21 protein-coding genes are annotated in these 22,971 nt (G+C 69.0%); 11 read left to right on the forward strand and 10 right to left on the reverse strand.

Features of this window, described 5'->3' with window-relative positions; translation table 11 throughout:
• Nucleotides 1-124 precede the first annotated feature (124 nt).
• The 6 genes from ACFWFP_RS30520 to ACFWFP_RS30545 all read left to right on the forward strand — a co-directional run bounded on the left by ACFWFP_RS30520 (nucleotide 125) and on the right by ACFWFP_RS30545 (nucleotide 7,279).
• On the forward strand, nucleotides 125-910 hold the full coding sequence (locus ACFWFP_RS30520) for a hypothetical protein (protein ID WP_379300792.1): 786 nt from the start codon (nucleotides 125-127) through the stop codon (nucleotides 908-910).
• Entirely contained in the window at nucleotides 907-1,992 is a 1,086-nt protein-coding gene (locus tag ACFWFP_RS30525; protein WP_379300794.1) for a hypothetical protein, read from the forward strand. Before ACFWFP_RS30520 ends, ACFWFP_RS30525 begins: the two co-directional genes overlap by 4 nt.
• On the forward strand, nucleotides 1,989-3,470 hold the full coding sequence (locus tag ACFWFP_RS30530) for a hypothetical protein (protein ID WP_379300796.1): 1,482 nt from the start codon (nucleotides 1,989-1,991) through the stop codon (nucleotides 3,468-3,470). The genes ACFWFP_RS30525 and ACFWFP_RS30530 overlap by 4 nt, the downstream gene beginning before the upstream one ends.
• The gene (locus tag ACFWFP_RS30535; protein WP_379300798.1) at nucleotides 3,467-4,771 is read left to right on the forward strand and encodes an AAA domain-containing protein; all 1,305 of its coding nucleotides are present in this window, start codon (nucleotides 3,467-3,469) and stop codon (nucleotides 4,769-4,771) included. Before ACFWFP_RS30530 ends, ACFWFP_RS30535 begins: the two co-directional genes overlap by 4 nt.
• A gap of 157 nt (nucleotides 4,772-4,928) precedes the next feature.
• Nucleotides 4,929-6,908 carry a nitrate- and nitrite sensing domain-containing protein gene (locus ACFWFP_RS30540; protein WP_379300800.1) on the forward strand — a complete coding sequence of 660 codons (1,980 nt, stop codon included), beginning with the start codon at nucleotides 4,929-4,931 and terminating at the stop codon, nucleotides 6,906-6,908.
• Complete coding sequence (locus tag ACFWFP_RS30545) at nucleotides 6,905-7,279, forward strand: DUF742 domain-containing protein (RefSeq protein WP_379300802.1); 375 nt, start codon at nucleotides 6,905-6,907, stop codon at nucleotides 7,277-7,279. The genes ACFWFP_RS30540 and ACFWFP_RS30545 overlap by 4 nt, the downstream gene beginning before the upstream one ends.
• Before the next feature lie 9 nt (nucleotides 7,280-7,288).
• Here the strand turns inward: ACFWFP_RS30545 and ACFWFP_RS30550 are convergent, their stop codons facing one another.
• From ACFWFP_RS30550 to ACFWFP_RS30565, 4 genes are all read right to left on the reverse strand, one after another.
• The gene (locus ACFWFP_RS30550) at nucleotides 7,289-8,806 is read right to left on the reverse strand and encodes an MFS transporter (protein ID WP_379300804.1); all 1,518 of its coding nucleotides are present in this window, start codon (nucleotides 8,804-8,806) and stop codon (nucleotides 7,289-7,291) included.
• 78 nt (nucleotides 8,807-8,884) lie between these two features.
• Nucleotides 8,885-9,352 carry a MarR family winged helix-turn-helix transcriptional regulator gene (locus tag ACFWFP_RS30555; protein WP_379300806.1) on the reverse strand — a complete coding sequence of 156 codons (468 nt, stop codon included), beginning with the start codon at nucleotides 9,350-9,352 and terminating at the stop codon, nucleotides 8,885-8,887.
• Between the two features lie 97 nt (nucleotides 9,353-9,449).
• The gene (locus tag ACFWFP_RS30560) at nucleotides 9,450-11,405 is read right to left on the reverse strand and encodes a GMC family oxidoreductase (RefSeq protein ID WP_379300808.1); all 1,956 of its coding nucleotides are present in this window, start codon (nucleotides 11,403-11,405) and stop codon (nucleotides 9,450-9,452) included.
• Between the two features lie 111 nt (nucleotides 11,406-11,516).
• Nucleotides 11,517-11,984 (reverse strand): carboxypeptidase-like regulatory domain-containing protein, encoded by a 468-nt coding sequence (locus ACFWFP_RS30565; protein WP_379300809.1) that lies wholly within the window; start codon nucleotides 11,982-11,984, stop codon nucleotides 11,517-11,519.
• A gap of 172 nt (nucleotides 11,985-12,156) precedes the next feature.
• Here ACFWFP_RS30565 and msrA point away from each other — a divergent pair, with 172 nt between their 5' ends.
• Complete coding sequence (msrA, locus tag ACFWFP_RS30570; protein ID WP_379300811.1) at nucleotides 12,157-12,672, forward strand: peptide-methionine (S)-S-oxide reductase MsrA; 516 nt, start codon at nucleotides 12,157-12,159, stop codon at nucleotides 12,670-12,672.
• A 108-nt stretch (nucleotides 12,673-12,780) separates the two neighbouring features.
• Nucleotides 12,781-13,821 carry a hypothetical protein gene (locus ACFWFP_RS30575; protein WP_379300813.1) on the forward strand — a complete coding sequence of 347 codons (1,041 nt, stop codon included), beginning with the start codon at nucleotides 12,781-12,783 and terminating at the stop codon, nucleotides 13,819-13,821.
• Between the two features lie 54 nt (nucleotides 13,822-13,875).
• Here the strand turns inward: ACFWFP_RS30575 and ACFWFP_RS30580 are convergent, their stop codons facing one another.
• Nucleotides 13,876-14,124, reverse strand: coding sequence for a hypothetical protein (locus ACFWFP_RS30580; protein ID WP_379226478.1), 249 nt, complete (start codon nucleotides 14,122-14,124; stop codon nucleotides 13,876-13,878).
• A 114-nt stretch (nucleotides 14,125-14,238) separates the two neighbouring features.
• Here ACFWFP_RS30580 and ACFWFP_RS30585 point away from each other — a divergent pair, with 114 nt between their 5' ends.
• The gene (locus ACFWFP_RS30585) at nucleotides 14,239-15,273 is read left to right on the forward strand and encodes a hypothetical protein (protein WP_379300815.1); all 1,035 of its coding nucleotides are present in this window, start codon (nucleotides 14,239-14,241) and stop codon (nucleotides 15,271-15,273) included.
• Between the two features lie 18 nt (nucleotides 15,274-15,291).
• On the opposite strand, the gene ACFWFP_RS30590 is transcribed toward ACFWFP_RS30585, so the two are convergent.
• Both ACFWFP_RS30590 and ACFWFP_RS30595 read right to left on the reverse strand, forming a co-directional pair.
• The gene (locus ACFWFP_RS30590) at nucleotides 15,292-15,948 is read right to left on the reverse strand and encodes a nucleotidyltransferase domain-containing protein (protein WP_379300817.1); all 657 of its coding nucleotides are present in this window, start codon (nucleotides 15,946-15,948) and stop codon (nucleotides 15,292-15,294) included.
• 83 nt (nucleotides 15,949-16,031) lie between these two features.
• On the reverse strand, nucleotides 16,032-17,597 hold the full coding sequence (locus ACFWFP_RS30595; protein ID WP_379300819.1) for a phosphatase PAP2 family protein: 1,566 nt from the start codon (nucleotides 17,595-17,597) through the stop codon (nucleotides 16,032-16,034).
• Between the two features lie 237 nt (nucleotides 17,598-17,834).
• Between ACFWFP_RS30595 and gcvT the strand changes: the two genes are divergently transcribed.
• Nucleotides 17,835-18,935, forward strand: a complete 1,101-nt coding sequence (gene gcvT, locus ACFWFP_RS30600) for a glycine cleavage system aminomethyltransferase GcvT (RefSeq protein ID WP_379300821.1) — start codon at nucleotides 17,835-17,837, stop codon at nucleotides 18,933-18,935.
• 55 nt (nucleotides 18,936-18,990) lie between these two features.
• Nucleotides 18,991-20,088 carry a branched-chain amino acid aminotransferase gene (locus ACFWFP_RS30605; protein ID WP_379300823.1) on the forward strand — a complete coding sequence of 366 codons (1,098 nt, stop codon included), beginning with the start codon at nucleotides 18,991-18,993 and terminating at the stop codon, nucleotides 20,086-20,088.
• Between the two features lie 54 nt (nucleotides 20,089-20,142).
• Here ACFWFP_RS30605 and ACFWFP_RS30610 read toward each other — a convergent pair whose 3' ends face one another.
• The 3 genes from ACFWFP_RS30610 to cobT all read right to left on the reverse strand — a co-directional run bounded on the left by ACFWFP_RS30610 (nucleotide 20,143) and on the right by cobT (nucleotide 22,952).
• Nucleotides 20,143-20,856 (reverse strand): MBL fold metallo-hydrolase, encoded by a 714-nt coding sequence (locus ACFWFP_RS30610; RefSeq protein WP_379300825.1) that lies wholly within the window; start codon nucleotides 20,854-20,856, stop codon nucleotides 20,143-20,145.
• A 133-nt stretch (nucleotides 20,857-20,989) separates the two neighbouring features.
• Nucleotides 20,990-21,751 carry an adenosylcobinamide-GDP ribazoletransferase gene (locus ACFWFP_RS30615; RefSeq protein ID WP_379300827.1) on the reverse strand — a complete coding sequence of 254 codons (762 nt, stop codon included), beginning with the start codon at nucleotides 21,749-21,751 and terminating at the stop codon, nucleotides 20,990-20,992.
• Between the two features lie 85 nt (nucleotides 21,752-21,836).
• Nucleotides 21,837-22,952, reverse strand: a complete 1,116-nt coding sequence (gene cobT / locus ACFWFP_RS30620; RefSeq protein WP_379300829.1) for a nicotinate-nucleotide--dimethylbenzimidazole phosphoribosyltransferase — start codon at nucleotides 22,950-22,952, stop codon at nucleotides 21,837-21,839.
• Nucleotides 22,953-22,971: the final 19 nt, after the last annotated feature.

Consider the following 22,971-nt stretch of genomic DNA (forward strand, 5'->3'; position numbering starts at 1 on the left):
TCGGTCGCTCTCGGTGCTCGCATCACGAGTCCGGGTGTGCGGGTGTGCGGGTGTCTCGTCCAGCTGTCCCGGAAATACTGGGAATTACTGGACAATACTGGTAGCTGTGGATACGCTCCGACTCGTGACGGACTCGGCCGAGGAGCTGGAGGTGCGCATCTCCGGTTTGCGGGCCGAGGTGCGACGGGCGGCCGCCGGTGGGGATCGGGCCGGGGCGCGGCAATTGCGCGCCGAACTGCGCAGGGCCGAGTTGGCCTGGGACGCGGCGGTTCTCGGTTCGATGCCGGAAGAGGCGTCGGAGGCGCCGGGGGTGCCGGTGCGTGAACACGTGCATCGCGCGTTGACCCTGCTGTCGGTGCCGTCGTCGCCGAAACTGGTGCTCGCCACCCATGACGCGTTCTTCTCCGGCGAGCTGCTGCCCGCCCGGCTGACGAGTCTGCGCCGGGACGAGGAACGGTCCTTCCGGTCGGCGCCGTACGCCCGCCCGTACTACCTGTGCGCGGCGCTCACCACGGATCTGCTCGCCCCCGCGCGCGGTCTGATGGCGGTGAGTTCGTGGCCACTGGAACGGCGGATGGTCGGCCCGTTGAGTCCACGGGTCGGGCTGCTGGTGTCGGCTATTCGCTTGGCCGAACATCTTTCGGCGCAGCCTGCGGGGGAAACGTCGGGTTTGCGCGTACTGTGGCGGCTCGCCGTGTCGATTCCTGGCATCTCCACCGCCCCGGATTCACTCGACCCGGCGACGGTGATCGAGGCCGCGCGCCGTGAGCTCGCGGTGCACGAGGACGAGGATGCGAGGCAGCGCCATTCGGCCGCGCGTCGGGCGGCGGATCAGCTGGCGGATCCGGCCGCACAACTATTCGGTGTTCGGCTCGGCGTAGCCGATCGGCGACGAATCGAGGTGAAATGAGCACTCTCGCAGCACAGTTGGACGAGTTGCGCGGCGAAGCGCCCGCGACCAGGCACAACGCCCGCACCATCGCCGCGCTGACGGCCAATCCCGGATGTGCCCGCCGCGCCCTGCTCGACGCGGCCGCGGTGGACAAGACCGTGATCGCCCAGTCGCTGGGATTCCCGCCACAATTCGGTCAGTCCCAGTTCGCCATCACACGCGGTAACGCTTTCGAGGCGATGGTGAAGGCGAACGGCTGCGCGGAATTGCTCGCCCTGTTGCGGGACAAACTCGGACTCACGATTCCCGAAGTCGCCTATCACGACCTGAATTCGGTCGGGGAGAACACCGGTAACGCGGTGCGCTATCAACGCACCAGGCAATTGCTGAAGAGCGCGATCGCGGCGGGCGACGGCACCCTGTTCGACCACCCGATGCTGCGGCTCGATATCGCCGGTGCGACGGCCTATCTGGAACCCGATGTGGTGGCCGTGCAGTTGGACGGCAAGTTCCATGTGGTGGAGGTGAAGGCCTTCCCGGTGATCGACGGGCAGGCCGATCCGGCGCAGGTGGCGGCCGCCGCGCGTCAGTCCGCGGTGTACGTGATCGCCTTGCGCGAGCTGATGGCCGAGATCGGACAGTCGCCGGAGATCGTCTCGCACAATGCGATTCTGGTCTGCGCGCGGGATTTCTCGAATCGGCCGACGGCTGAACTGGTCGATCTGCGCAAGCAACTCGCCACGGTCTCGCGTCAACTGACCAGGCTCACCGCGATTCCCGACCTGCTCGACCTGCTGCCGCCCGAGGCCACTTTCGCGCCGGGGGACAACCTCGAGAAGACGATCGCCGCCATCCCGGCTCGCTACGCGCCCGAGTGCATGTCGAGCTGCGAGCTGGCGTTCGCCTGCCGCGACGAGGCCCGTACCTGCGGTTCGGTGGATGCGCTGGGCCGCGGGGTGTGCGATGTGGTCGGTGGGATCGAGAACATCCACACGGTCCTCGGCCTGGCCGACGGGACGCTCGAACCCGGCCCCGAGCACACCGACATCACCGCCATGCTGCGGACCGCCCATCGGCTGCGGTGGGAGATCGCCGGATGAGCGTCCTGGCGGCCCTGGCCAAGGCCGAGGCCGTGCGGGCGGGCCGGGCGCAGGCGACCGCGGCGGTGCGCCACATCCACCTCGCCGAGCGGCCGCTGGTCGCGGTGCCGTTGCGGCTGGCGGGGGAGGCGGCGGCGCCGGTGGCGATCATGATCGGCACCTCGGCCGGCGACCAGAACGTGTTGACCGTGCCGCAGCCGCGCGACCGGGTGCTGCGGTTGCGGTTCATCGAGCAACTGGCTGATGTGGTGCTGCCGTATCTTTCGACGTTTCTCGTCGAGACCGAGGAGCTCACCAGCAAGGCAGGGGAGACCTACACGCGGTGTCTGGACGCGCCCCAGATGTGGACACCGAACCCCGGCGGCGTGAACTTCCTGAAGCTGCTGGGGCGTTCGGTGCGGTTTCACCGGGTCGACGGGGACAACCCTGTGCCGGAGTCGATTCCGCTGCTCGGACGCTGGCTCACCTGGTTCGGTGATCGCGCCGAACATCCCGGTTCGGCGGTGTTGCCCGCGATGACGACAGCGCTGTCGTCGCATTGGGCATCGGGCCAGTCCGCCCTCGAAGACGGCAACCTCGCGGCCCTGCTCGGCTGGATCGACCCGCCGACCGGGTTGACCGGCGCGGAAGCCGCTGCCCTGGCCGAGGATCCGCTGCTGTCGCCGCCCGCGGGCCCGGCCACCGATCCCGGATTCGACAACGAGGAACTCGCGCCGCTGATCGCCGCCTACAACGCCGCACTCGACGACTCGGCCAGATCGGTCGCGGCCGAACGGCTCGAGCGCTCCCTGCGCGGCCAGCTCGAACCCACCTGGCAGCTGATGTGGCGCTCGATCGAGCTGTTGAGCGCGCTGCCCGAAGGCGCCAGCGTCGAGAACCGGTGGACCGACGATCGCGGTGCGTTCTCCCGCTTCGCCGCCGATGTCGCGGAAGGGATTCCGCAGGCCCGCCGCGACTCCGCCGTTCCCGCGGTGCGCAGACTGCTGGAACGGGAACGGGCGCTGGAAGCCCTGCAGGGGCAGTGCGCTTTCGATGATCCGTTGCGCATGCTCGAGCACCGCGTCAGCGGAGCGGCGTTTCGTGGCACCGTCACGCACAGCGAGCCGGAGCGCCTCGATCGTTCGGGATCGCGCCCGAAACTGCGCCCGCACATCCACATTCGCACCACCGACCCGTTCGTCGCCGTGGCCGGGGAAGAGCTGACCTGCGTCGAGCGGCCGAAACAGTCGGGCCTCGTCGTCGAGATCGACGGCGACACGATCGTTCTCGAACTGTCCGGCGGGATGGGGCGCAAACTCGTCGCCGAGCCGGGCAGCGTCCCCGAGGAAGGCGATGACCTCGGTTTCGCCCGCTTCAAACCGGCACCGTTCAACGGGATGCTGAATCTGCCCGCGCGCGAGGAGACCCCGTGGACCCACGGCGGTCCGCCGCCGGAATGGAACCCGCAGGCCGACGAGGAAGGCGAGGAACTCCAGTGACCACACCGGACGAGGCCGTCGCGGGAATTCTCACCGACCTGCGCGACGAGAGTCATCGCGCGATCGTGGTCGACTCCCCACCGGGCGCGGGCAAGTCGACGCTGGTCGTGCGGGCGGCCCGTCAGCTCGCCGAAGACGGCGACCAGCGGATGATCGTCGCCCAGACCAACGAGCAGGTCGACGACCTGATCGACCGGTTGGCCGCCGCCGATCCCGCGCTGCGGATCGGGCGGCTGTCCAGCGCGGCTTATGTGGTGAGCGATCGGGTGGACCGGCACGGCAATGTCCGGGTCGCCAAGCAACCCGGCGACCTCGCCGACCGCACGATCGTCATCGGCACCGCGGCCAAGTGGGCCACCATCACCGAGGGCAGCTGGTCGCACGCGATCATCGACGAGGCGTATCAGATGCGCTCGGACATGTTGTTGCGCATCGCGAATCGGTTCGATCGCGGGTTGTTCGTCGGCGACCCGGGGCAGCTGGACCCGTTCGCGACGGTCGAAACCGCGCGCTGGGCGGGCCTCACCTGGGACCCGACGATGAGCGCCGTCAGCGTGATGCTGGCCAACAACGACCACATCCCCACCCACCGGCTGCCGGTGTCCTGGCGGCTGCCCGCCACCGCCGCCCCGGTGGTGTCGACCGCGTTCTACCCCTTCACCGCATTCCAGTCCGGCACCGGATTCGGGGACCGGCGACTGGATTTCACGACCCGCGGCTTGGGCGGGCCGGTCGACGCGGTACTGGAGGAGGCGGCCGAGTCCGGTTGGGGCTGGTACGAACTGCCTGCCCGGCACACCCTGCGAACCGACCGCGACGCCGTCGCCGCCCTCGCCGCGATCGCGGCTCGCTTGATCGAACGCGGCGCCACCGCCCACTCCGAATCCGGCAGTCACCCCGTGACCACCGAGCGGGTCGCGATCGGCACCGCGCACCGCGACCAGGCCGACGCCATCCGCACCGCCCTGCGCGGCACCTGCGCCGAACCCGTCACCGTCGACACCGCCAACCGGCTCCAGGGTCGCGAATACGACGTCACCCTGGTGCTGCACCCACTCTCGGGCCGCCGCGACGCCAGCGCCTTCCATCTGGAGGCGGGCCGGCTGTGCGTGCTGGCCTCCCGCCACCGCCACGCCTGCATCCTCGTCGGCCGCGCCGGCATCCCCGAACTCCTCGACGCCCACCCCTCCGCCGACCCGGTCCACCTCGGGGTGCCGGTGAAGTTCCCCGACGGCTGGGAGGCGAATCAAGCGGTGCTGAGTCATCTGTCGAGCCATCGCGTGCGTGCGGCGGCGCTATAGCTGTTCGCGCCCCGCGTGTTTCGACAATTCGCGACATCGCGCGCACGCTCGGGCCGTCGGTTAGTCTCACGCGATACACGCGTGATGGGTGGCACATCAGCGGCACCGGCACGCAGCGGGGCGCCCGGGCGTTCCGGGGAGCGGAAAGATTTCAGATTTGAAAATCAGGCGTACCGGTGTTCGTGGCCGGGTCAGTGTGCGTATCCGGTTGTTGTCGATGGTGCTCATCTCCAGTGTCATGCTGTTGGTGGTCGGGGGTGGCGGAGCTGTCTATCTGGTGAATTCGGCCAGAGATTCCACCGAATGGGCCGAATTGGCGAGCAGTACCACCGCGCCCGCGATTCTCATGGTGTCGGCCTTCCAGGAAGAGCGCAGGCTGTCGCTGCTGCGGCTGGCCGGTGACGTGTCGTCGGCGCCCGCGCTGGTCACCGCCAAGCAGCGCTCCGACGAGGCGCTCGCGGCGGTGATCGCGAAAGGCGACGCGGCTCGCGCGCTGAACCCCGATGGTTCCCGCGAGGACATCGAGGGCTACAACAAGCTGTTCTCCATGGTGCCGACCGTGCGCACCGGCGTGGAATTCCTGCGGATTTCCCCCGACGAGGTGTTCGGGTTCTACACCGGGGTGATCGGCACGATCATCGCCGCGTCGATGCTGGCCGCCCGGGTCGCGCCCGAGGCGAGGGTCGGCATCGAATTGGGCTACGCGGTAGAGCAATTGCGGGCGGCGGAGGCGCTGTCACAAGCCGATACGCTCGGTTCGGTCGCGGTGACCACGGGCGAGATGAGCACTGCCCAGCTGGTCGACTTCGGCCGTCGGATCGGCGAATTCCGTGGTGAGGCAGCCTATTCCGCGACGGTGCTGAAAGGCCGTCGCCTGGCGCAGCTCTCCGAGATCACCGCGAGTCCGCAATGGCAGCAGGTGATCGCGATGCAGGACGCCATCCTGGTGCGCGGACCGATATCCGTACGCGACGGGGAGGCGGGACTCCCGGTCGGTCTGGCCGGCTGGCAGGACGCGTCGAAGTATGTCGGCCTGGCCTTGCAGAAACTGTGGGAAGACCAGAGCGGTGACGCGCACGTCATCGCCAGACAGCAGGGGGAACGCGACACCGACAGCGCGCTGCTCGGCGGCGCGTTGATCGCGCTCGCCGCGGTGGCCGCGTTCCTCCTCGCGCTGGTGATGGCGAATCGGTTCATCGCGCGGATGCACCGATTGCGCCACGACACCCTCGAACTCGCCGACGAACGGCTGCCGGAGGTGATGCGCCGGGTCGCGACGGGGGAGACCGTCGATACCGCGGCGGAGGGTTCGAGCCTGGACTTCGGTACCGACGAGCTGGGCCAGGTGGCCGCGGCGTTCAATCGCGCCCACGTGGCGGCGATGTCGGCCGCCGTCGCCGAGGCGCAGACCAAGGCGGGGATCAGCACGGTCTTCCTCGACATCGCGCACCGCAGCCAGGTGGTGGTGCACCGCCAGCTCGCGCTGCTCGACCGCGCCGAGCGCGACGAGAGCAACGCCGATCAGCTCGATCTGCTGTTCCAGCTCGACCATCTGGCCACCCGTGCCCGCCGCAACGCCGAGAACCTCATCATCCTCGGCGGCGAACAGCCGGGCCGTCGGTGGCGCAAGCCGGTCCCGCTGATCGAACTGGTGCGTGGCGCGATCGCGGAAAGCCTGGACTACACCAGGATCGCGGCCAAGCAGATGCCGGATGTGCGCGTGTCGGGGCATGCCGTCGCCGACGTGATCCACCTGCTCGCCGAGCTGATGGACAACGCGACCGCCTTCTCCCCGCCCGAGACCCAGGTCGCGGTGTCGGGGATCGTGGTCGGGCGTGGGGTCGCGGTGGAGATCGTCGACCAGGGGCTGGGCATGTCGGAAACCGATGTGGCCGAACGCAACGCGATGCTGGCCGACCCGCCCGCGTTCAGCGTCGGCACGCTGGCCGGAACCTCGCGGCTCGGATTGTTCGTCGTGGCCACGCTCGCGGGCAGGCACGGCATCTCGGTGCGGCTGGCGGAATCGGTGTACGGCGGCGTGCGCGTCGTGGTGCTGATCCCGTCGGCGCTGGCCGAGGCGTCCGATCCCGAGTCGGCGATCTCGGGCCAGTTCCCCGCCGTCTCGCCGCGACCATGAGCGACGAGCGCGAACACTGGTACGAGGACGAGGCGGGCCCGCTGGTGCGCCTCTACGCCGTCACCGGCGGGCGCGCCAAGGCGCAGCGCCCCGACCTCGAACTCACCACCCTGCTCGTCGACGCGCGTTCCGGCGCCCGCTCACGGCTGCTCGCGCCCGAATACGGCGCGATCGTCGAGTTGTGCCGCACGCCACTGTCGGTCGCGGAGGTCTCCGCCCACCTGCACCTACCCCTGACCTCGACGAAGCTGCTCATCGGCGACCTCGTCGACGAGGGCAGACTCCTCGCCAACGCACCGAGAAACCAGATGAGCACCGCCCCGGACGTGAACGTCCTGCGGGCGGTGCTCGCCGGGATCAAACGGTCCTAGGCCAGGTCGTCAGGCTTTCGCCACCGACACCGACTGCGTGGACAGTGTCGCGAGTTCGGTGTCGAGATCGGTGGGCGCGGCCGGTCGGCGCGGAATGGTCAGTGCTGTTCCGGCGGCCACGAGCGCTACCGCGGCGCCGATCAGCAGGCCGACATGGAACCCGGCCGCCGACGGCACCGCGTGCCCGGCGAAGTCGGTCGTCATGTTGGCCAGCACCACACCGACAACGGCGGCCGACACCGAGGTGCCGAGCGAGCGCATCAGCGTGTTGATGCTGTTGGCGGAGGCGGTTTCCGACAGCGGCACCGCGCCCATGATCAGGGCGGGCATGGCGCCGTAGGCCAGGCCGACACCGATATTGGTGATGCAGACCATCGTCATCAGACCCCAGGTCGAACCCATCAGCACGGCCGACGAGCCATAGCCGACGGCGATGATCAGCGCCCCGACCGCGAGGGTGACCTTGGGCCCGCGCGCGGCCGACAGCTTCGCGCCCGCCGGTGACAACGCCATCATCATCAAGCCGCCCGGCGCCATCCACAGACCCATGCCCAGCATGGTTTGGCCCATCCCGTGGCCGGTGGCCGCGGGCAACTGCATCAACTGCGGCACGATCAGCGCCTGGCCGTACATGGCGAAGCCGACCAGGACGGAGGCGACATTGGTCAGCAGCACCTGGGGGCGCGCCGTGGTGCGCAGATCGACGAGCGGGTCGGCGGTCCGCAATTCCCACCACCCCCACGCGGCTAGGGTCACCGCCGAGGCGGCGAACAGCCCGAGCGTCGTGGCACTGCCCCAGCCCCATCCGGCGCCCTTCGACACCGGCAGGAGCAGGAATACCAGTCCCGCGCCGAGGCCCACCGCGCCGACGGAATCGAAACGTCCACCCGCGTCACCGCGCTTCGCCTCGGCCGGAACCAGGGTCACGATGAGTACCACGACCAGCGCGCTCAACGCCGCCGCGGCCCAGAACAGGACCCGCCAGCTCGCGTATTGCGCGACCGCGGCCGATACCGGCAGGCCCAGCGCGCCACCGACCCCGAGCGACGCGCTCATGAGCGCGATCGAGGAACCCAGCCGCTCCGCGGGCAGCACATCGCGCATCAGGCTGATGCCCAACGGAATCAAGCCGACCCCCATGCCCTGGATTCCGCGCCCGATCAGCATGGGAACCAGCGAGGAGGACATGGCCGCGACCGCGGCACCCACGATCAGGAATCCACCGGAGACCAGCAGCATGCGGTGTTTTCCGTACAGGTCACCGAGCTTGCCCGCGACGGGGGTGAACACCGCACCGACGAGCAGCGTCACCGTGATCACCCAGGAGGCGTCGGCGGCGCTGGTATGGAGCAGTTGCGGAAGTTGACCGATGATCGGCACCACCGCCGTCTGCGTAATCGCGGCGACGGTGCCGCCGAAGGCGAGGACGCCGACCACCACTGCGGGTCTGGCCGTCTTTTCCGAGATCCCCACGTACCGCTCCCATCGACAATCGAGCAAGTTATGTACAGAGCACAAGATATGCATATGACATTCAATGTGCATAGTACACATCGCTGGATGTGCGGAGTCGCCCGGGGAATCGTGACGGCGGTCGCGGTACGGCTAGTGATCCGCGGGCAGGGTCGCCAGCGGCCGTGGCCAGTACTCCCCTGACCGGCGTTCGATATCGGTGTTGAAACGTCGCAGGTAACCGACGAACGCGGCGATATCCTCGGCCGGCCAGTCCGCGAGGATCGAGTCCAGCGCGTCGACGATCAGGGCCCGTTCGGCATTCAACCGGCGCTCACCCTTGGACGTGACCCGGAACTTCCGCGCCATCCCGCCCTCGGGATCGGGAATCCGCTCGATCACACCGGTCCGCATCATGGCCGCGGTCTGCCGATTGAGAGTCGAGGCATCCAAGCCGAGGGCGTCGCTGAGCTGGCCGATGGACATCAGTCCGCCCATCCGCAGCCGGCTCAGCAGGATATAGGCGCTGCGGTCCATGGCGTCGGGCCCGCGGCGCGATCTCAGGCTGTGCCGGCCGAGGAGCATGGTCTCGAACTCGACCAACTGCGTCGCTTTGTCCATCTCGGCCCCTTCCGTGAATGCGCACCGGCCCGGCCGCGGGCGGATCTCCCTGATATGTACCGACCACATTACGTGTTCACTACACATCAGCGGCACGCTAGCCCAGCCGGGCCGCGAGCCGTTTCGCGTTCATGTAGCCGATCGCCTCGATGGTGACCATCGGGTTCACGCCGGGCGCGGTGGGGAAGCTCGACCCGTCGGCCACCACGATGTTCGGCACATCCCAGGTGGCGCCGTCCGGGTCGGTCGCGGAGAGCTCCGGCGTACCGCCCATCCTGGCCGAGCCCATGATGTGCAGGGCGCCCATCGAGCAGCGTCCGGGGCCGTAGCCCGCCTTCTTGGCCGCGGCATCGAATTCGGCGAGCGAACCGCGGGTGCCGGGTTCGAAGGAGATGCCCGCCTGGTGGCCCGAGTAGATCCGTTGCGCGCCCGCGGCTTCCAGGATGGAGGCGGCGCCGACGATGCCGGTGTGCAGGTGCGCGGCGTCGTAGTCGGACAGCTGGTATTTCACCACCGGTTCGCCGGACTTGTCGATCGAGACGGAGCCGGGGTCGCGGTCGCGGGTGATGATGCCGATGGAGTTCGTGCGCGCGAAATCGCCCATGGTGGCCCGATGTTGCGCCGCGCCGCGCCAGCTCATGAAGCCGGTGGCCAGGCCGGGGTGGACCGGGCCGGTCTCGTAGATCACGCCGTAACCGTTGCCGTCGAGGTCGGCGTGGTGCCTGCTGATGCGGGCCTGCAACGCCCCTTCCCACGGGCGGATGTCGTCGTCGAAGACGCCGAAGACCGCCGCGGCCGGATGCAGGCGCAGATACTGTCCGATGTTCTTGTTGCGCAGACCGGATCGTCGCAGCAGCGCCGGTGTCTGGATCGCGCCCGCGGCGACCACGACCGCCTTCGCGCGCACCGTGATCTCGACCCCGGATGCGGTGACCGCCGAAACCGATTCGGCCCGGCCCGCTTTCACGGTGATGGCACGGACGTCGGCGTCGACCACCAGGCGGGCACCGTGCTCGGCCGCATCGGCGAGCCAGGTCTTGGTCGCCGACTGCTTGGCGCCCAGGCGGCAGCCGTAACCGCAACGCCCACACTCGATTCCGGCGTCACACGCATCGCTGACATTGCGCGGCAGGGTGTCCACCTCCCAGCCGAGCGCACGGGCGCCGCGTTCGAGAATGCCGTCGCGTGCCGAGAGCGGGGACTTGCTGTCGGTGACGCTGATCCGTTTCTGCACGGCGGCCAGCGCGTCACCGAACTCGTCCTCGGCGAACTGCGGCACGCCGGTCCCGGCCCATTCGGCACGGACCGTGTCGGGTGTCGGCAGCGAGGTGCTCCAGTTGACCACGGTGCCGCCGCCGAGGCAGGTCCCCGCGACGAGCGTGATCTGGCCTTCCGCCGAGGCGGCGGGTCCCGGCGCGTACAGGCTGGTCAGCGCGTCGAGTTCGCCGGCGCCGAAATCCTGGTCGTCGTAGTAGTTTCCGCGTTCGAGCACGATCACGTCCAGGCCTGCTTCGGCCAGCACCGCGGCCGCGGCACCGCCGCCGGCGCCGGAACCGACCACCACGACATCACACTCGAGCGCGGTGGATTCGGTGAACCGCAGCGGCGACAGCGGCGGCTTCGGCGCGGTGTCGAGCCGCCCGGCCGGCGCCGGGTAGCCGATCGCGGTCCACAGCGGATTCGTGCCGGTGGGACCGGGGCTCACGTTGTAGGCGAGCAGGGAAGCCTGCTTGAGCGCCTGGAAGATCGCCCGGGCGGGCGCGAGGCCGGAATCGCCCAGGCGCAGCAGCGCTGCCTCGCGCTGCTCCTGCGAGAGCGTGGAGAACCGGCGCAAGCCACTGCCGGTGACCAGGCCGAAGAGGCGGGAATCCCACAGTCCCAACAGCGTTGCCAGCTGCTTCTGTTCGGCTTCGCGAGGATTGCGCCCGAGGATACGGACGATCGTGTCGACCGCGCCGATGTCGGTCGCCGCGGGCAATCCCAGGCCGTCGCCGGGGACAAACGTATCGCAGATCATGCCCAGCGCGGCCCGCTGTTCGGCTGTCGGTTCCATGCGGAAACCACCCCTTTTCACTCTGGGGTGATTTCTATCACGGGACACGCGACCGCGCTGGGGGTCAACAGGTTTCGGGCCGGGCGGTGATCGCCCGGCCCGGCCGCTCGGTCAGTCGGCGATGAACTGGATCGTTTTGCGCGACGGAGTCGACAGGGCGACATCGGCCTTGGTGACCGACTGCGTCGCCGAGTCGTTGCGGTAAGCGGTGAGCTGGTAGCGGCCGGGTTGTAGACCACGGAAACTCACCTGGCCGTTGGCACCGGTGGACATGTGCCGGTGGACATGGTCGCCACACGCGTCGATGCCGGTGAGGACGATCCTGCCGCCCGCGATCGGCGCGCGGCTCTTCGCGGTGATCAGCACCGCGTCGATCTGGCCCGCTGCCGTCGGGGTGGCGGAGCGGACTCCCTGCTTGTTCTGACGTGCCTGCCGTGCTTGTTCGCAGGGCGCTGCGTCCTGCGCGATCGTGTCGTCGGCGCCGGGGTGCGCCCCCGCGCTACCCACCGCCGCCCCCATCATCAGAGCTGTTGCCGCCAAGCCGATCGCCAAACATTGGGAAATGACAAATCGTGGCATCGCGCCGTCTTCCTCCTGCTTCCTGGCCGAACCTGAAAGTGCACGTGGACATTGCTGAGGTAACGCTCGGGCGGCAACAATACTGACGGGAATTCCGGCGTTGAAACCGGTGTTCCATAGAGGCGGTTGTGGCCGATTTCGTGCGACCGTAGACCCTCATGAAGGAGGATGTGTGAGCGACACTCGTAAGGCGATTCTGGCCGGTGGATGTTTCTGGGGCATGCAGGACCTGATCCGTCGCCAGCCCGGCGTGCTGGCCACCAGGGTCGGCTACACCGGCGGGACCAACGACAATCCGACCTACCGCAATCACCCGGGTCACGCCGAGGCCGTCGAGATCGACTACGACCCGGCACAGACCGACTACCGCGCGTTGCTCGAGTTCCTGTTCCAGATCCACGATCCGACCACCAAGGATCGCCAGGGCAACGATCTCGGCGACAGTTACCGTTCCGCGATCTTCTATCTCGACGACGATCAGCGCCGCGTCGCTCTCGACACCATCGCCGATGTCGACGCCTCGGGCCTGTGGCCGGGCAAGGTCGTCACCGAGGTGACCCCGGCGAGCGCGTTCTGGGACGCCGAGCCCGAGCACCAGGACTACCTGATTCGCTACCCCGACGGCTACACCTGCCATTTTCCTCGTCCCGGCTGGAAACTCCCGAAGCGCGAGAACACCGGCAAGTAGCGTTTTCCATATGTCATGATCGGCTGTGTCGGCGTGACCGTGACGTCGGATCGGAGTACTCATATGAGCGGCAGCGGCCGTCTCGAAGGATGAGGGGAAGCGATTCGGATGACATATGGACAGCAGCAACCCGGTTATCCCCCGGCGGGACCGACGCTCAGTGTCGGTAACGCCATCGGGTACGGGTGGACGAAATTCAAAGACAACGCGCTCGTCTGGATCGGGATGGTGGTCGTCGCCTTCCTGATCCAGGCGGTGATCAGCTTCCTGTTCGGGCTCGGGAACTCCGGCGACACCGATTACGACGGCGGTGTCAGTTTCGGATTCGGGCTGTGGCAGATTCTCGGCACCATCGTGAGTACGGTGATCGGATATCTGATCTCGGCGGCATTCGTGCGTGGCTCGCTGCACGAAACCGATGGCAACAAGCCCGGATTCGGGTCGTTCTTCCAGTTCACCAATGTGGGTGCGGTGATCATCGCCGGCCTGCTGGTCGGTCTGGCGACCGGCATCGGCCTGCTGCTGTGCGTGCTGCCGGGCCTGGTCGTCGCGTTCTTCACCTGGTGGACGATGCAATTCGTGATCGACCGTGACCAGGACGGTGTCACCGCGATCAAGTCGAGTTTCTCGGCGATCTCGAGCAACGCGGGAACGCTGCTGCTGCTGGCGCTGGCGCTGTTCGGTATCAACATCGTCGGTGCGCTGCTGTGCGGCCTCGGCCTGCTCGTCACGATCCCGTTGACGATCATCGCCTCGACCTACGCCTACCGGGTTGTCACCGGTGGTCCGGTCGCCGGTGCGGCGCCGACCCCGGAGCCGGGATACCCGCAGCAATACGGCGGGCCCGCAGCGGGATTCGGCGGGCAGCCCGGGTACGGCGGTCCGGAAGGCGGGCAGGGGTACGGCGGTCCGGGTTACGGCGGTCCGGAAGGCGGACAGGGTTACGGTGGTCCGGGTTACGGCCCCGAAGGTGGACCGGGCTACGGCGGACCTGCGGGTGGTCCCGGTTACGGCGGCCCCGGTGCCGGTGGCCCGGGTACGGGTGGACCGGGCACGGGTGGACCGGGTTACGGCGGTCCCGGATACCCGGATGGTCCTGATCTGGGTAAGCCCGGCGACCAGGGCTGGGGACCCGAAGGCAACCGCTGAGGCGTTGAACCCGAGGGGCGTGCGATGTCGTTCATCGCACGCCCCTCGTGCTGTTCACTCGCAGCCGATGCCGTCTCCGTCACGGTCGAGACCGTAGTCGTCGGGGCCGATCACCTTGACGCGGCCGGTGTACACCGGGCCGTTCCCGCTGCCGCCTTCGCAGTCCACATCGCTGACGATGGGCAGGCACGGGGTGTAGGAGTCGTGGCAGTTCGAGGGCTGCGCTGCTGCCACGGTCGGTGTGGCGATCGCGAACGCGAAGGCCGCGATGACGGCGGAACCGAGGGTTACGGCGTATTTCATTGTGCTCCATTCAATTTTTCAGCGGCGCACAGTGTTTCACGGGTGGGGGATTTGTCGGAAATTTGCTTGTCGGTACCTGTCGGTAGTATCGGGGGACTCGAACAAGGGGGAGTGATGCGGGGGAAGTGGCGGGCGCTGTCGTGGTGGGCGCGGGGCGTGGTGATCGCGCTCGCGCTGGTTCTTGTGGTGTCGCTGCCGGTGGCGGGGGTGGTAGCGGCCCTGCTGACGTACAACATCGGCGAACAGTCGGAGCAGGCGCGCACGCGAGGCAGAGACGCGGTCTGGCTCGGGCATGCCTGGGTGGACGGGCGCAAGACCGACGCCGATATCGACGGACTCGGGAAGTTGCTGGCAGGTACCGGAGTTCGGGATCTGTATGTCCATACGGGACCGATGGAACACGACGGGAGTCTGCGCGACGATCTCGCGCCGCGGGCGCAATGGTTCGTCGACGCGGTGCACGCGCGATTACCGGGGATTCGGGTGCAGTCGTGGCTGGGCGACATCGTGCAGCCCGAATTCGACGGCCTGGATGTGGAATCGGCGGCCTCGCGCGAGCGGGTGGTGGCGTCGGCACGGCGAGTGCTGGCCTACGGCTTCGACGGCGTGCATTTCGACCTCGAACCCGTGCGGTCCGGATCGCCCGGATTTCTCGCACTGCTCGACGCGACCCGGGTCGTGACTTCGCAGGCGCGCGTCCAGCTCTCGGTCTCGGCACCGGTCATCGATCCGCTGCCGGGACTGCATTCGGTGGGATTGGCCGTTGCCGATCACGGAAAATGGTGGAGCCAAGCCTATTTCGCCGAAGTGTCCCGTCGCGTCGATCAGGTGGCGGTGATGTCCTACGACACGGCGATGCCCACTCGGGCGCTCTACAGCGGGTATGTGGCGCAGCAAACCGAACTGGCCGCCGAGGTGACACCGGACGGAGTCGATCTGTTGATGGGAGCACCCGCCTTCTGGGCCGACGACCCCGGCCATCACGGTGCTGCCGAGACCGTCGCCGCCGCGGTACGGGGGATTCGGCTCGGCCTGACCGACACCGATATCGGCCGAGAGAATTTCGGTGTCGCCTTGTATGTGGATTTCGCTGCCACACCACAGGATTGGGCCGACTATCGGCGAGAGTGGTGCCGGATGGCCGAATGAATTCGGCGACCCCTCGGGTTATTCCGTGGTGGTGGGGCCTACGGCGGGCGTGCAGCTCTCGGTCAGCCACGGGTGGTCCGGGTGGAGCTGGGTGAGCCAGGAATGCAGGCGGGCGAGCCGGTATTCGGGGAGCAGGGGACGGACGCGGCGGAGGTCGGCGTCGTCCTTGGGGCGGTTGGCTTTTGCCTTGAACAGCAGCACCACCTCGGGAACGAGATAGGGGATGCCGTTGGTCGTGGTGCGGATGAGTTCGGCGTAGGGGAGAGTGATCGTGGGGTCGCGGCGGCAGATCCAGGTGTCGCCGTTGTGCGGTTCACGGAAGACGTCGAGATGGAAGGCGCCGGTGAAGGGGTCGCGGAGCCAGGTTTGATGGAGTTCGGGGTGGGACGCGGCCACGGCATAGGGCCAGAGCTCGCCGCTGCCCACGACGTCCCATTCGTATTCGGGAAAAGCGGCGGCGATCTCGGGGAAATCCGTTCGGGGGACGGTGATTTCGATGTCGTCGTGGGCGCGCGAGATCGCGCCTGCGAAAAGGTCGAGGGCCCAGCCGCCCGCGACGGCCCAGTGGGCCGGGCACGTGGCGAGGCGGGCGGCGACCACGCTCGGGGTCCAGGGGTCCCAGCGGCGGGCGGCTTCGGTTGCGGTGATCGGACGTCCCCCGTCCGGCGAGCTCATCTGTCCATCCTCGGTACCCATGGCCTGGGGCGCAAGGCTGTTGTGGGCGATGGTGATCGAGACGAGACGGGTTTGTGAGGAAGTCAGCGGCGGCGGTCGGTGAGCCAGGCCAGGGGACGGCGGTGGTGGGGTCGTGGGCGGTTTTCCCAGCGGGGGTTGTCCTCGTCGCGGCGGTAGGCCGGGACCCGGCCCGCGACGGAGAAGCGGAAAGTGCTTGCGATGCCCACTACTTCGCCGTCGGCGGCGACAGCGACGGGGGTTTTCGAGGTGACGGTGAGTTCGTGCATCTGACGTTCCCCGTAGACGCGGCTGTGCCCGATGGCAGCGAGCATCAGCGCGATGACGGCGCGGGTGCGGGAGAACCGGACGTCGGCGCGGAGCCAGCGGACGTCGAGCAGGCCCTCGTCGAGGCGGGAGCGGAAGGCGGGCACGGCGCCGTGCGGGTGGTAGGGACCGTTGCCGATGAACAGGAACCACATGTCGTGCCAGCGGTCGTCGAGCCGGATGTGGATCGGTTCCGCGCGGCGCAGCGTGACGACGAGGGCGGCGGCGAAAGCAGGCCACTTGCCCCAGCGGTCCTCCCACTTCTCGCGCAGGCGTACCAGCTCGGGGTACGCGCCGATGCTCGCGGTGTTGATCCAGTGGTGGTGGTACGGGCCGTCGGAAGTGTCGAATTCGACTGCGGCGATGTCGACTTCGACGGCTTCGCCGGTGCCGGTGGCATCGGCCACCTCGCGCAGGTCGTAGACGCCGAGGTCGCGGGCGAAATGATTCAGGGTGCCCGCCGGGATCACGACCAGGGGCAGGGCGTTGCGGATGGCGACGGCCGCCGCCGCGGCGATGGTGCCGTCTCCGCCCGCGGCGCCGACCGCAAGGACCGAGGCGAGGTCATCGGCCGCGTCGACCGCTTCCTGCAACAGCTCGACGGCGTCGCGCCCGGGTTCGGTGCGCACCAGGGTCGCGGCGGGCAGGGCTTCGGCGATGTCCGCGGTGGGGTCGTAGGACGAGTCGCCGGAACGGGGATTCACCAGCAGCAGCAGACCTTTGCCGTCGGCGAGGATCGGTGCGTCGTGCACGACGTGCGCGTCGGCCTCGTCGGATTCGCGAATCGGCCACCAGCGGCGGGTGGTGAGCGCGACGGCGGTACCGACGCCGGCCCCGACCAGCACGTCGGAGGGCCAGTGCGCACCGGTGTGGATGCGCGAGTAGGCGACAGCGGCGGCCACCGGCGCCACCACGAGCGCGGCCCGCGGACTCTCCAGGGCGACGGCGGTGGCGAAAGCGGCGGCATTGGCACTGTGGCCGGACGGGAACGACGACGACACCGGCGCGGCGACCAGCCTGCGACCCAGCGGCATCAGTTCGGCCGGTGGCCGCCGCCGCGGGATCAGTGTCTTGAGCACGAGGTTGACGACGAAGCTGCTGCCACCCAGCGCGATGACGCCGCGCAGCGCCGCCCGCCGCGGGCGACCGGGCTTCACCGCGAGCGCCGCCGCCACGGCCAGCCACAGACCGCCGGTGTTGGCAGACCGGGTCAACCGCAGCATGCCGCGATCGACCGACGATTCGGGAATACGGGACACCGCCCGGCTCATCGTGTCGTCCATCCGGGCGACATGGCCGAAGCGTGCTCGGGGCAACTCACTCACACCCAGAACACTACCGCCGTTGGGCGTCACGATCTTTCGACACGGACAGCGCCCCCATGCCTCCCTCGATGGTGAGGTCGGTCTGTTCGGGCGAGGCGAAGAGGCCCACGAGCAGCTCGCGCGGGCAGGCGGTGCCGCTGTGCGCGCCGAGACCGGCCAGAAGCAGTGGCTGCGGTGGCGATCAGCGCGGTGCCGGGGGCAGGAAGCGGTAGGCGCGGCGCCCGATAAACTCTGCCCATGACCGACACCGCGCTGCTCGAGGGCCCCATCCACGCTGTTCATGTCGAACTCGGCGCCACCTTCGCGCCGTTCGGCGGGTGGGAGATGCCCGTGCAGTACGCGGGCACGGTCGGCGAGCACACGGCGGTACGCACCACGGTCGGGCTCTTCGATGTGAGCCACCTCGGTAAGGCGACGGTCGCGGGGCCGGGAGCCGCGGCTTTCGTGAACTCGGCGCTGACCAACGACCTGGGCCGGATCCGGCCGGGAAAGGCGCAGTACACCCTGTGCTGTGCCGAGGACGGCGGCGTGATCGACGACCTGATCGCCTACTACGTCAGTGATGACGAGGTGTTCCTGGTGCCGAACGCGGCCAACACCGCGGCGGTGGTCGCCGAGTTGCGCAAGGTCGCTCCCGAGGGGGTCACCGTCACCGACCAGCATCGCGACTACGCGGTGTTCGCGGTCCAGGGACCCAAGGCCACCGAGGTGCTGACCGCGCTCGGCCTGCCCACCGAGATGGAGTACATGGCCTACGCCGACGCCGAGTGGCAGGGCAGCCCGGTGCGCGTGTGCCGGACCGGCTACACCGGCGAGCACGGCTACGAGCTGCTGCCGACGTGGGCTGACGCGGAGCCGCTGTTCCGTGCCCTGCACGCGCAGGTCGAGGCCGAGGGCGGCCAGGCGGCCGGCCTCGGCGCGCGCGACACCCTGCGCACCGAGATGGGCTACCCGCTGCACGGACACGAACTGTCGCTCGACATTACCCCGAACCAGGCCCGCACCGGCTGGGCCGTGGGCTGGAAGAAGCCGCAATTCTGGGGCAAGGCCGCACTCGAGCAGGAGAAGGCCGACGGCCCGCGCCGTACGCTGATGGGGCTGAAGGCACTGGATCGCGGTGTGCTGCGCCAGGGCCAGACCGTGCTCCGCGACGGCGAGCCGGTCGGCGAGACCACCTCGGGGACGTTCTCACCGTCGCTGAAGGCCGGTATCGCGCTGGCGCTGCTCGACACCGACGCCAAGCTCGAACCCGGCGACGAGGTGGAGGTCGACGTGCGCGGGCGCAAGCTGCGCGCCGCGGTCGTCAAGCCGCCGTTCGTCGACACCAAGACCAAGTAACTCCCCCGTAGTGGGGGCGAGACAGCACCGAATCGTCCCGGATAGGATTCCCACCATGACAGTCGCCGCACAGTTCACCCGTATCCCGCACCCCGCGCCCACCCCGGCGCAGCAGCGGGACGAGGTACTGGCGGCCCCCGGTTTCGGACGATTCTTCACCGATCACATGGTGTCGATCGACTACGCCGACGGCCGGTGGGGCAACGCGCGCGTCGAACCGTACGGCCCGCTCTCGATGGACCCGGCGACCATGGTGTTCCACTACGGTCAGGCGATCTTCGAAGGACTCAAGGCCTACCGCCAGCCCGGCGGCGAGATCGCGACGTTCCGCATCGATGCCAACGCCGCGCGGTTCCGTCGCTCGGCCGCGCGCATGGCAATGGCGGAACTGCCCGAGGAACTGTTCGTCGAATCCGTGCGCCAGCTGCTCGACGTCGACGCCGACTGGGTGCCCGCGGCCGGTGGCGAGGACTCGCTGTACCTGCGGCCGTTCATGTTCTCCACCGAGGCCGGACTGGGCGTGAAGCCCGCGTCGGCCTACAAGTACCTGCTGCTCGCTTCGCCCGCCGGGGCCTACTTCCCGCGCGGTGTGAAGCCGGTGCGGGTGTGGCTGTCGACCGAGTACGTGCGCGCGGCTCCCGGCGGCACCGGCGAGGCGAAGGTGGCGGGCAACTACGCCTCGTCGCTGCTCGCGCAGGCGCAGGCCACCGACCAGGGCTGTGACCAGGTGGTCTGGCTGGACGCCTGCGAGCGTCGCTACGTCGAGGAGATGGGCACCAACAACCTGTTCTTCGTCTTCGGCACCGGCTCGGAAGCGCGGCTGGTGACCCCCGAGCTGTCGGGTTCGCTGCTGCCCGGTATCACCCGCGACTCGCTGCTCACCCTGGCCGCCGACTCCGGCTACCCGGTGCAGGAGCGCAAGATCTCGGTGGAGGAATGGCGCAAGGGCGCCGAATCCGGGGAGATCAGTGAGGTTTTCGCCTGCGGGACGGCGGCGGTGATCACGCCGGTCGGCTGGGTGAAGTCCGGTGACGGGGAATTCGCCATCGGTGGTGGGGAACCCGGTGAGGTGACGATGGCGCTGCGCGACACGTTGACCGGGATCCAGCGTGGAACCTTCGCTGATACGCACGGGTGGATGCGGGCACTGTAAGCGCCACGAAGTATGGAGAGCGGGTCCCTCGTGCAGGGGCCCGCTCTTTCGCTGTCAGCCCGGCATCAAGGCTTGCCACTCGCCGAGGGATTTCGGGCGTAGCACGTAGTTGGTGTCGCGGACCGAAGACAGTGCGGCGCTGGGGGCTTCGGAGTACCAGTGCCCGGGGTAGACGACCGGGTTGCCGTCGAGGGCGGCGAGTTGGCGCAGGCTGCGGAACATCTCGTCGGTGTCGCCGCCGGGGAAGTCGGTGCGGCCGCAGCCGTCGATGAACAGGGTGTCGCCGGAGATGAGGCGGCCGTCGAACAGGAAGCACTGGCTGCCCGGGGTGTGGCCGGGCGTGTGGAGTAACTCGATGTCGAAGGCGCCGACCTTCACCTTGTCGCCGTGGTCGTGGCCGGTCAGTTCGCTGGGGGCGATGCCGGTGGTCTGGGCGACCCAGTCCAGTTCGAGCTTGTTGACATGGACCGGGACGCTGGTCTTCTCGAGCAGTTCGGCCACGCCGCCGAGGGTGAAACCGAGCATGGTGCCACCGACATGGTCGGGATGATGGTGGGTGGCGAGCACGCCGGACACGCGCATCCCGTCGGCCGCCGCGACGTCGACCAGGTCGGCCGCCTGGTAGGCGGGGTCGACCAGGAGGGTCTCGCCGGTCTCGCGGTCGCCGATCAGATACGCGAAGTTGCGCATCTGCGTGGCGATCGGATCGCCGACGGCGTAATCCCGGCCGGACAGCAGCTGGCGGAAATAGAGGCGCTCGGATGACATGCGGTCCACTGTATTGCCACCGGTGTGCTGGCGACGCACCCGAGTACCGTTGACCGGACGGTCTGTGGGAGCACACAATCGCCGATATCTTGGACTTGTGACCAGTACGAGTTTGCGGTAACCGAGCGTTTCGCTATAACGCCAGTGAGAAGCCCACTGCGGCAATCGAAACCGTGATCTCTACTACTGCGCCGAGAATATCGCCGGACAAACCTTCGAAACGGCGGACACAGTGCCGGGTGACCGCGACGGCCGACGCGAGGGCGGCGACCATGACAACGGGGCCGAGCCAGAGGTTGTCTGGAACCGCCCACACCGCGGCGCCGACAGCGAGCGCGGGCCAGATCAGCACGGCGGCGCGCGGCTGGGTGCCCGCGACCAACGCGCCGAAACCGGCGTCGGGGGCGGCGGGGATGCCGAGGCGGCAGGCGGGCACGACGGCGACTCGGCCCGCGGCGACGGCGAGGACGAGCGCGAGCCAGCGGTGCTGATCGGCCAGGGTGGCGAACGCGACCGACTGGATGGCGATGGCGAAAACGAGCGCGGCGACGCCGAACGGGCCCGCACCGCCGGACTTCATGATCTCGCGGGCACGCTGGGGTGGGCCGTAGCTACCGAGGCCGTCGACGGTGTCGGCCAAGCCGTCGAGATGCATGCCCCGGGTGAGCAGCGCCAGGAGGCCGACGACGAGCAGACCGGCGAGAAGCGCGGTCAGACCCGCGCTGACCAGCAGCCAGAGGACAGCAGCCGTGACAGCCCCGAGCGTGAGACCGATCAACGGGGCGAGCGTGATCGCGTGGCCGGCGGTGCGTCGGTCGACCACTGCCGGGCCGGTGACCGGGATGACAGTCAGCCAGGAGACGGCCAGCCGCAGGGCGTTCACGAGAAAGTCCATCGGTTGACGGTGGGGGCACGCACCGCGTGACAACCGTCGGCCGCGGTGCTGCGCTGCCGGGTCGGTCCGGCCGCGTTGGGGTCGCTCACTTGCCCAGGTCGACAGTGTCCGATTCCTCGGCCGAAGTACTCACGCCCGCGTCGGCGAAGGTCGACATCTCGGCGAGGGTGGCGACGGCGGCCCGCAGGATCGGCAGGACGGTCAGGGCGCCGGAGCCTTCCCCGAGGCGCATCTCGAGGTCGACCAGCGGGGTCAGCCGCAGGTGCTTCAAGGCCAGGTCGTGGGCCGGCTCGGTGGAGCGGTGCGCCGGCAGCCACCAGGCTTTCGCACCCGCGGCGATGTCCTCGGCGACCAAGGCCGCGGCGGTGACCACGACGCCGTCGAGCAGCACGGGCGTGCGACGGACGGCCGCCTGGGCGAGGAAACCGGTCATGGCGGCGAAGTCGGCGCCCGCGGCGACGCGGAGCAGGTCGACAGGGTCGGTGGCGACCGGGCGGGCGCGGCGCATGCCGTCGCGGATGGCGGCGACCTTGCGGATCCAGCCCTGGTCGTCGACGCCGGTGCCGCGGCCGACCGCGGCGACGGGTTCGGTGCCGGTGAGGACGGCGATGAGGACGGTGGCGGGGGTGGTGTTGCCGATGCCCATGTCACCGGCGATGAGCAGGTCGGCGCCCGCGTCGATTTCCTCGTCGGCGATCGCGCGACCCGCGGCCAGCGCGGCGGTGACCTCGGCATCGGTGAGGGCGTCCTCGCGGTCGATGGAACCGCTCGAGCGGCGCACCTTGTGCTGGGACACCGAGGGTTCGGTGTCGCCGTCGACGGCGATATCGACGACCCGCACGGTCGCGCCCGCCACGGCGGCCAGCGCGTTCACGGCAGCGCCGCCCGCCAGGAAGTTGGCCACCATCTGCGCGGTGACCTCGCTCGGGTACGCCGAGACGCCGTGCTTCGCCACGCCGTGATCACCCGCGAACAGCACCACCCTGGCGCGTTCGAACTGCTGGGGCGGGCACACGCCCTGGCAGGCGGCGACCCAGTTGCCGAGTTCCTCGAGCCGTCCCAGCGATCCGGCCGGTTTGGTGAGCTGCGTCTGGCGCTGCTCGGCCGCCACGCGCACCTGCGCGTCCGGGGCCGCGACCGGGTCGAATCCGTGCGTCACTGGCAAGCCTTTCGGAGGTGGTACGGGGTGTTCGACGCTCATCTTGCCCGGATCACGGCGC

The sequence above is a fragment of the Nocardia sp. NPDC060249 genome, from assembly GCF_042728755.1.
GTDB lineage: Bacteria > Actinomycetota > Actinomycetes > Mycobacteriales > Mycobacteriaceae > Nocardia.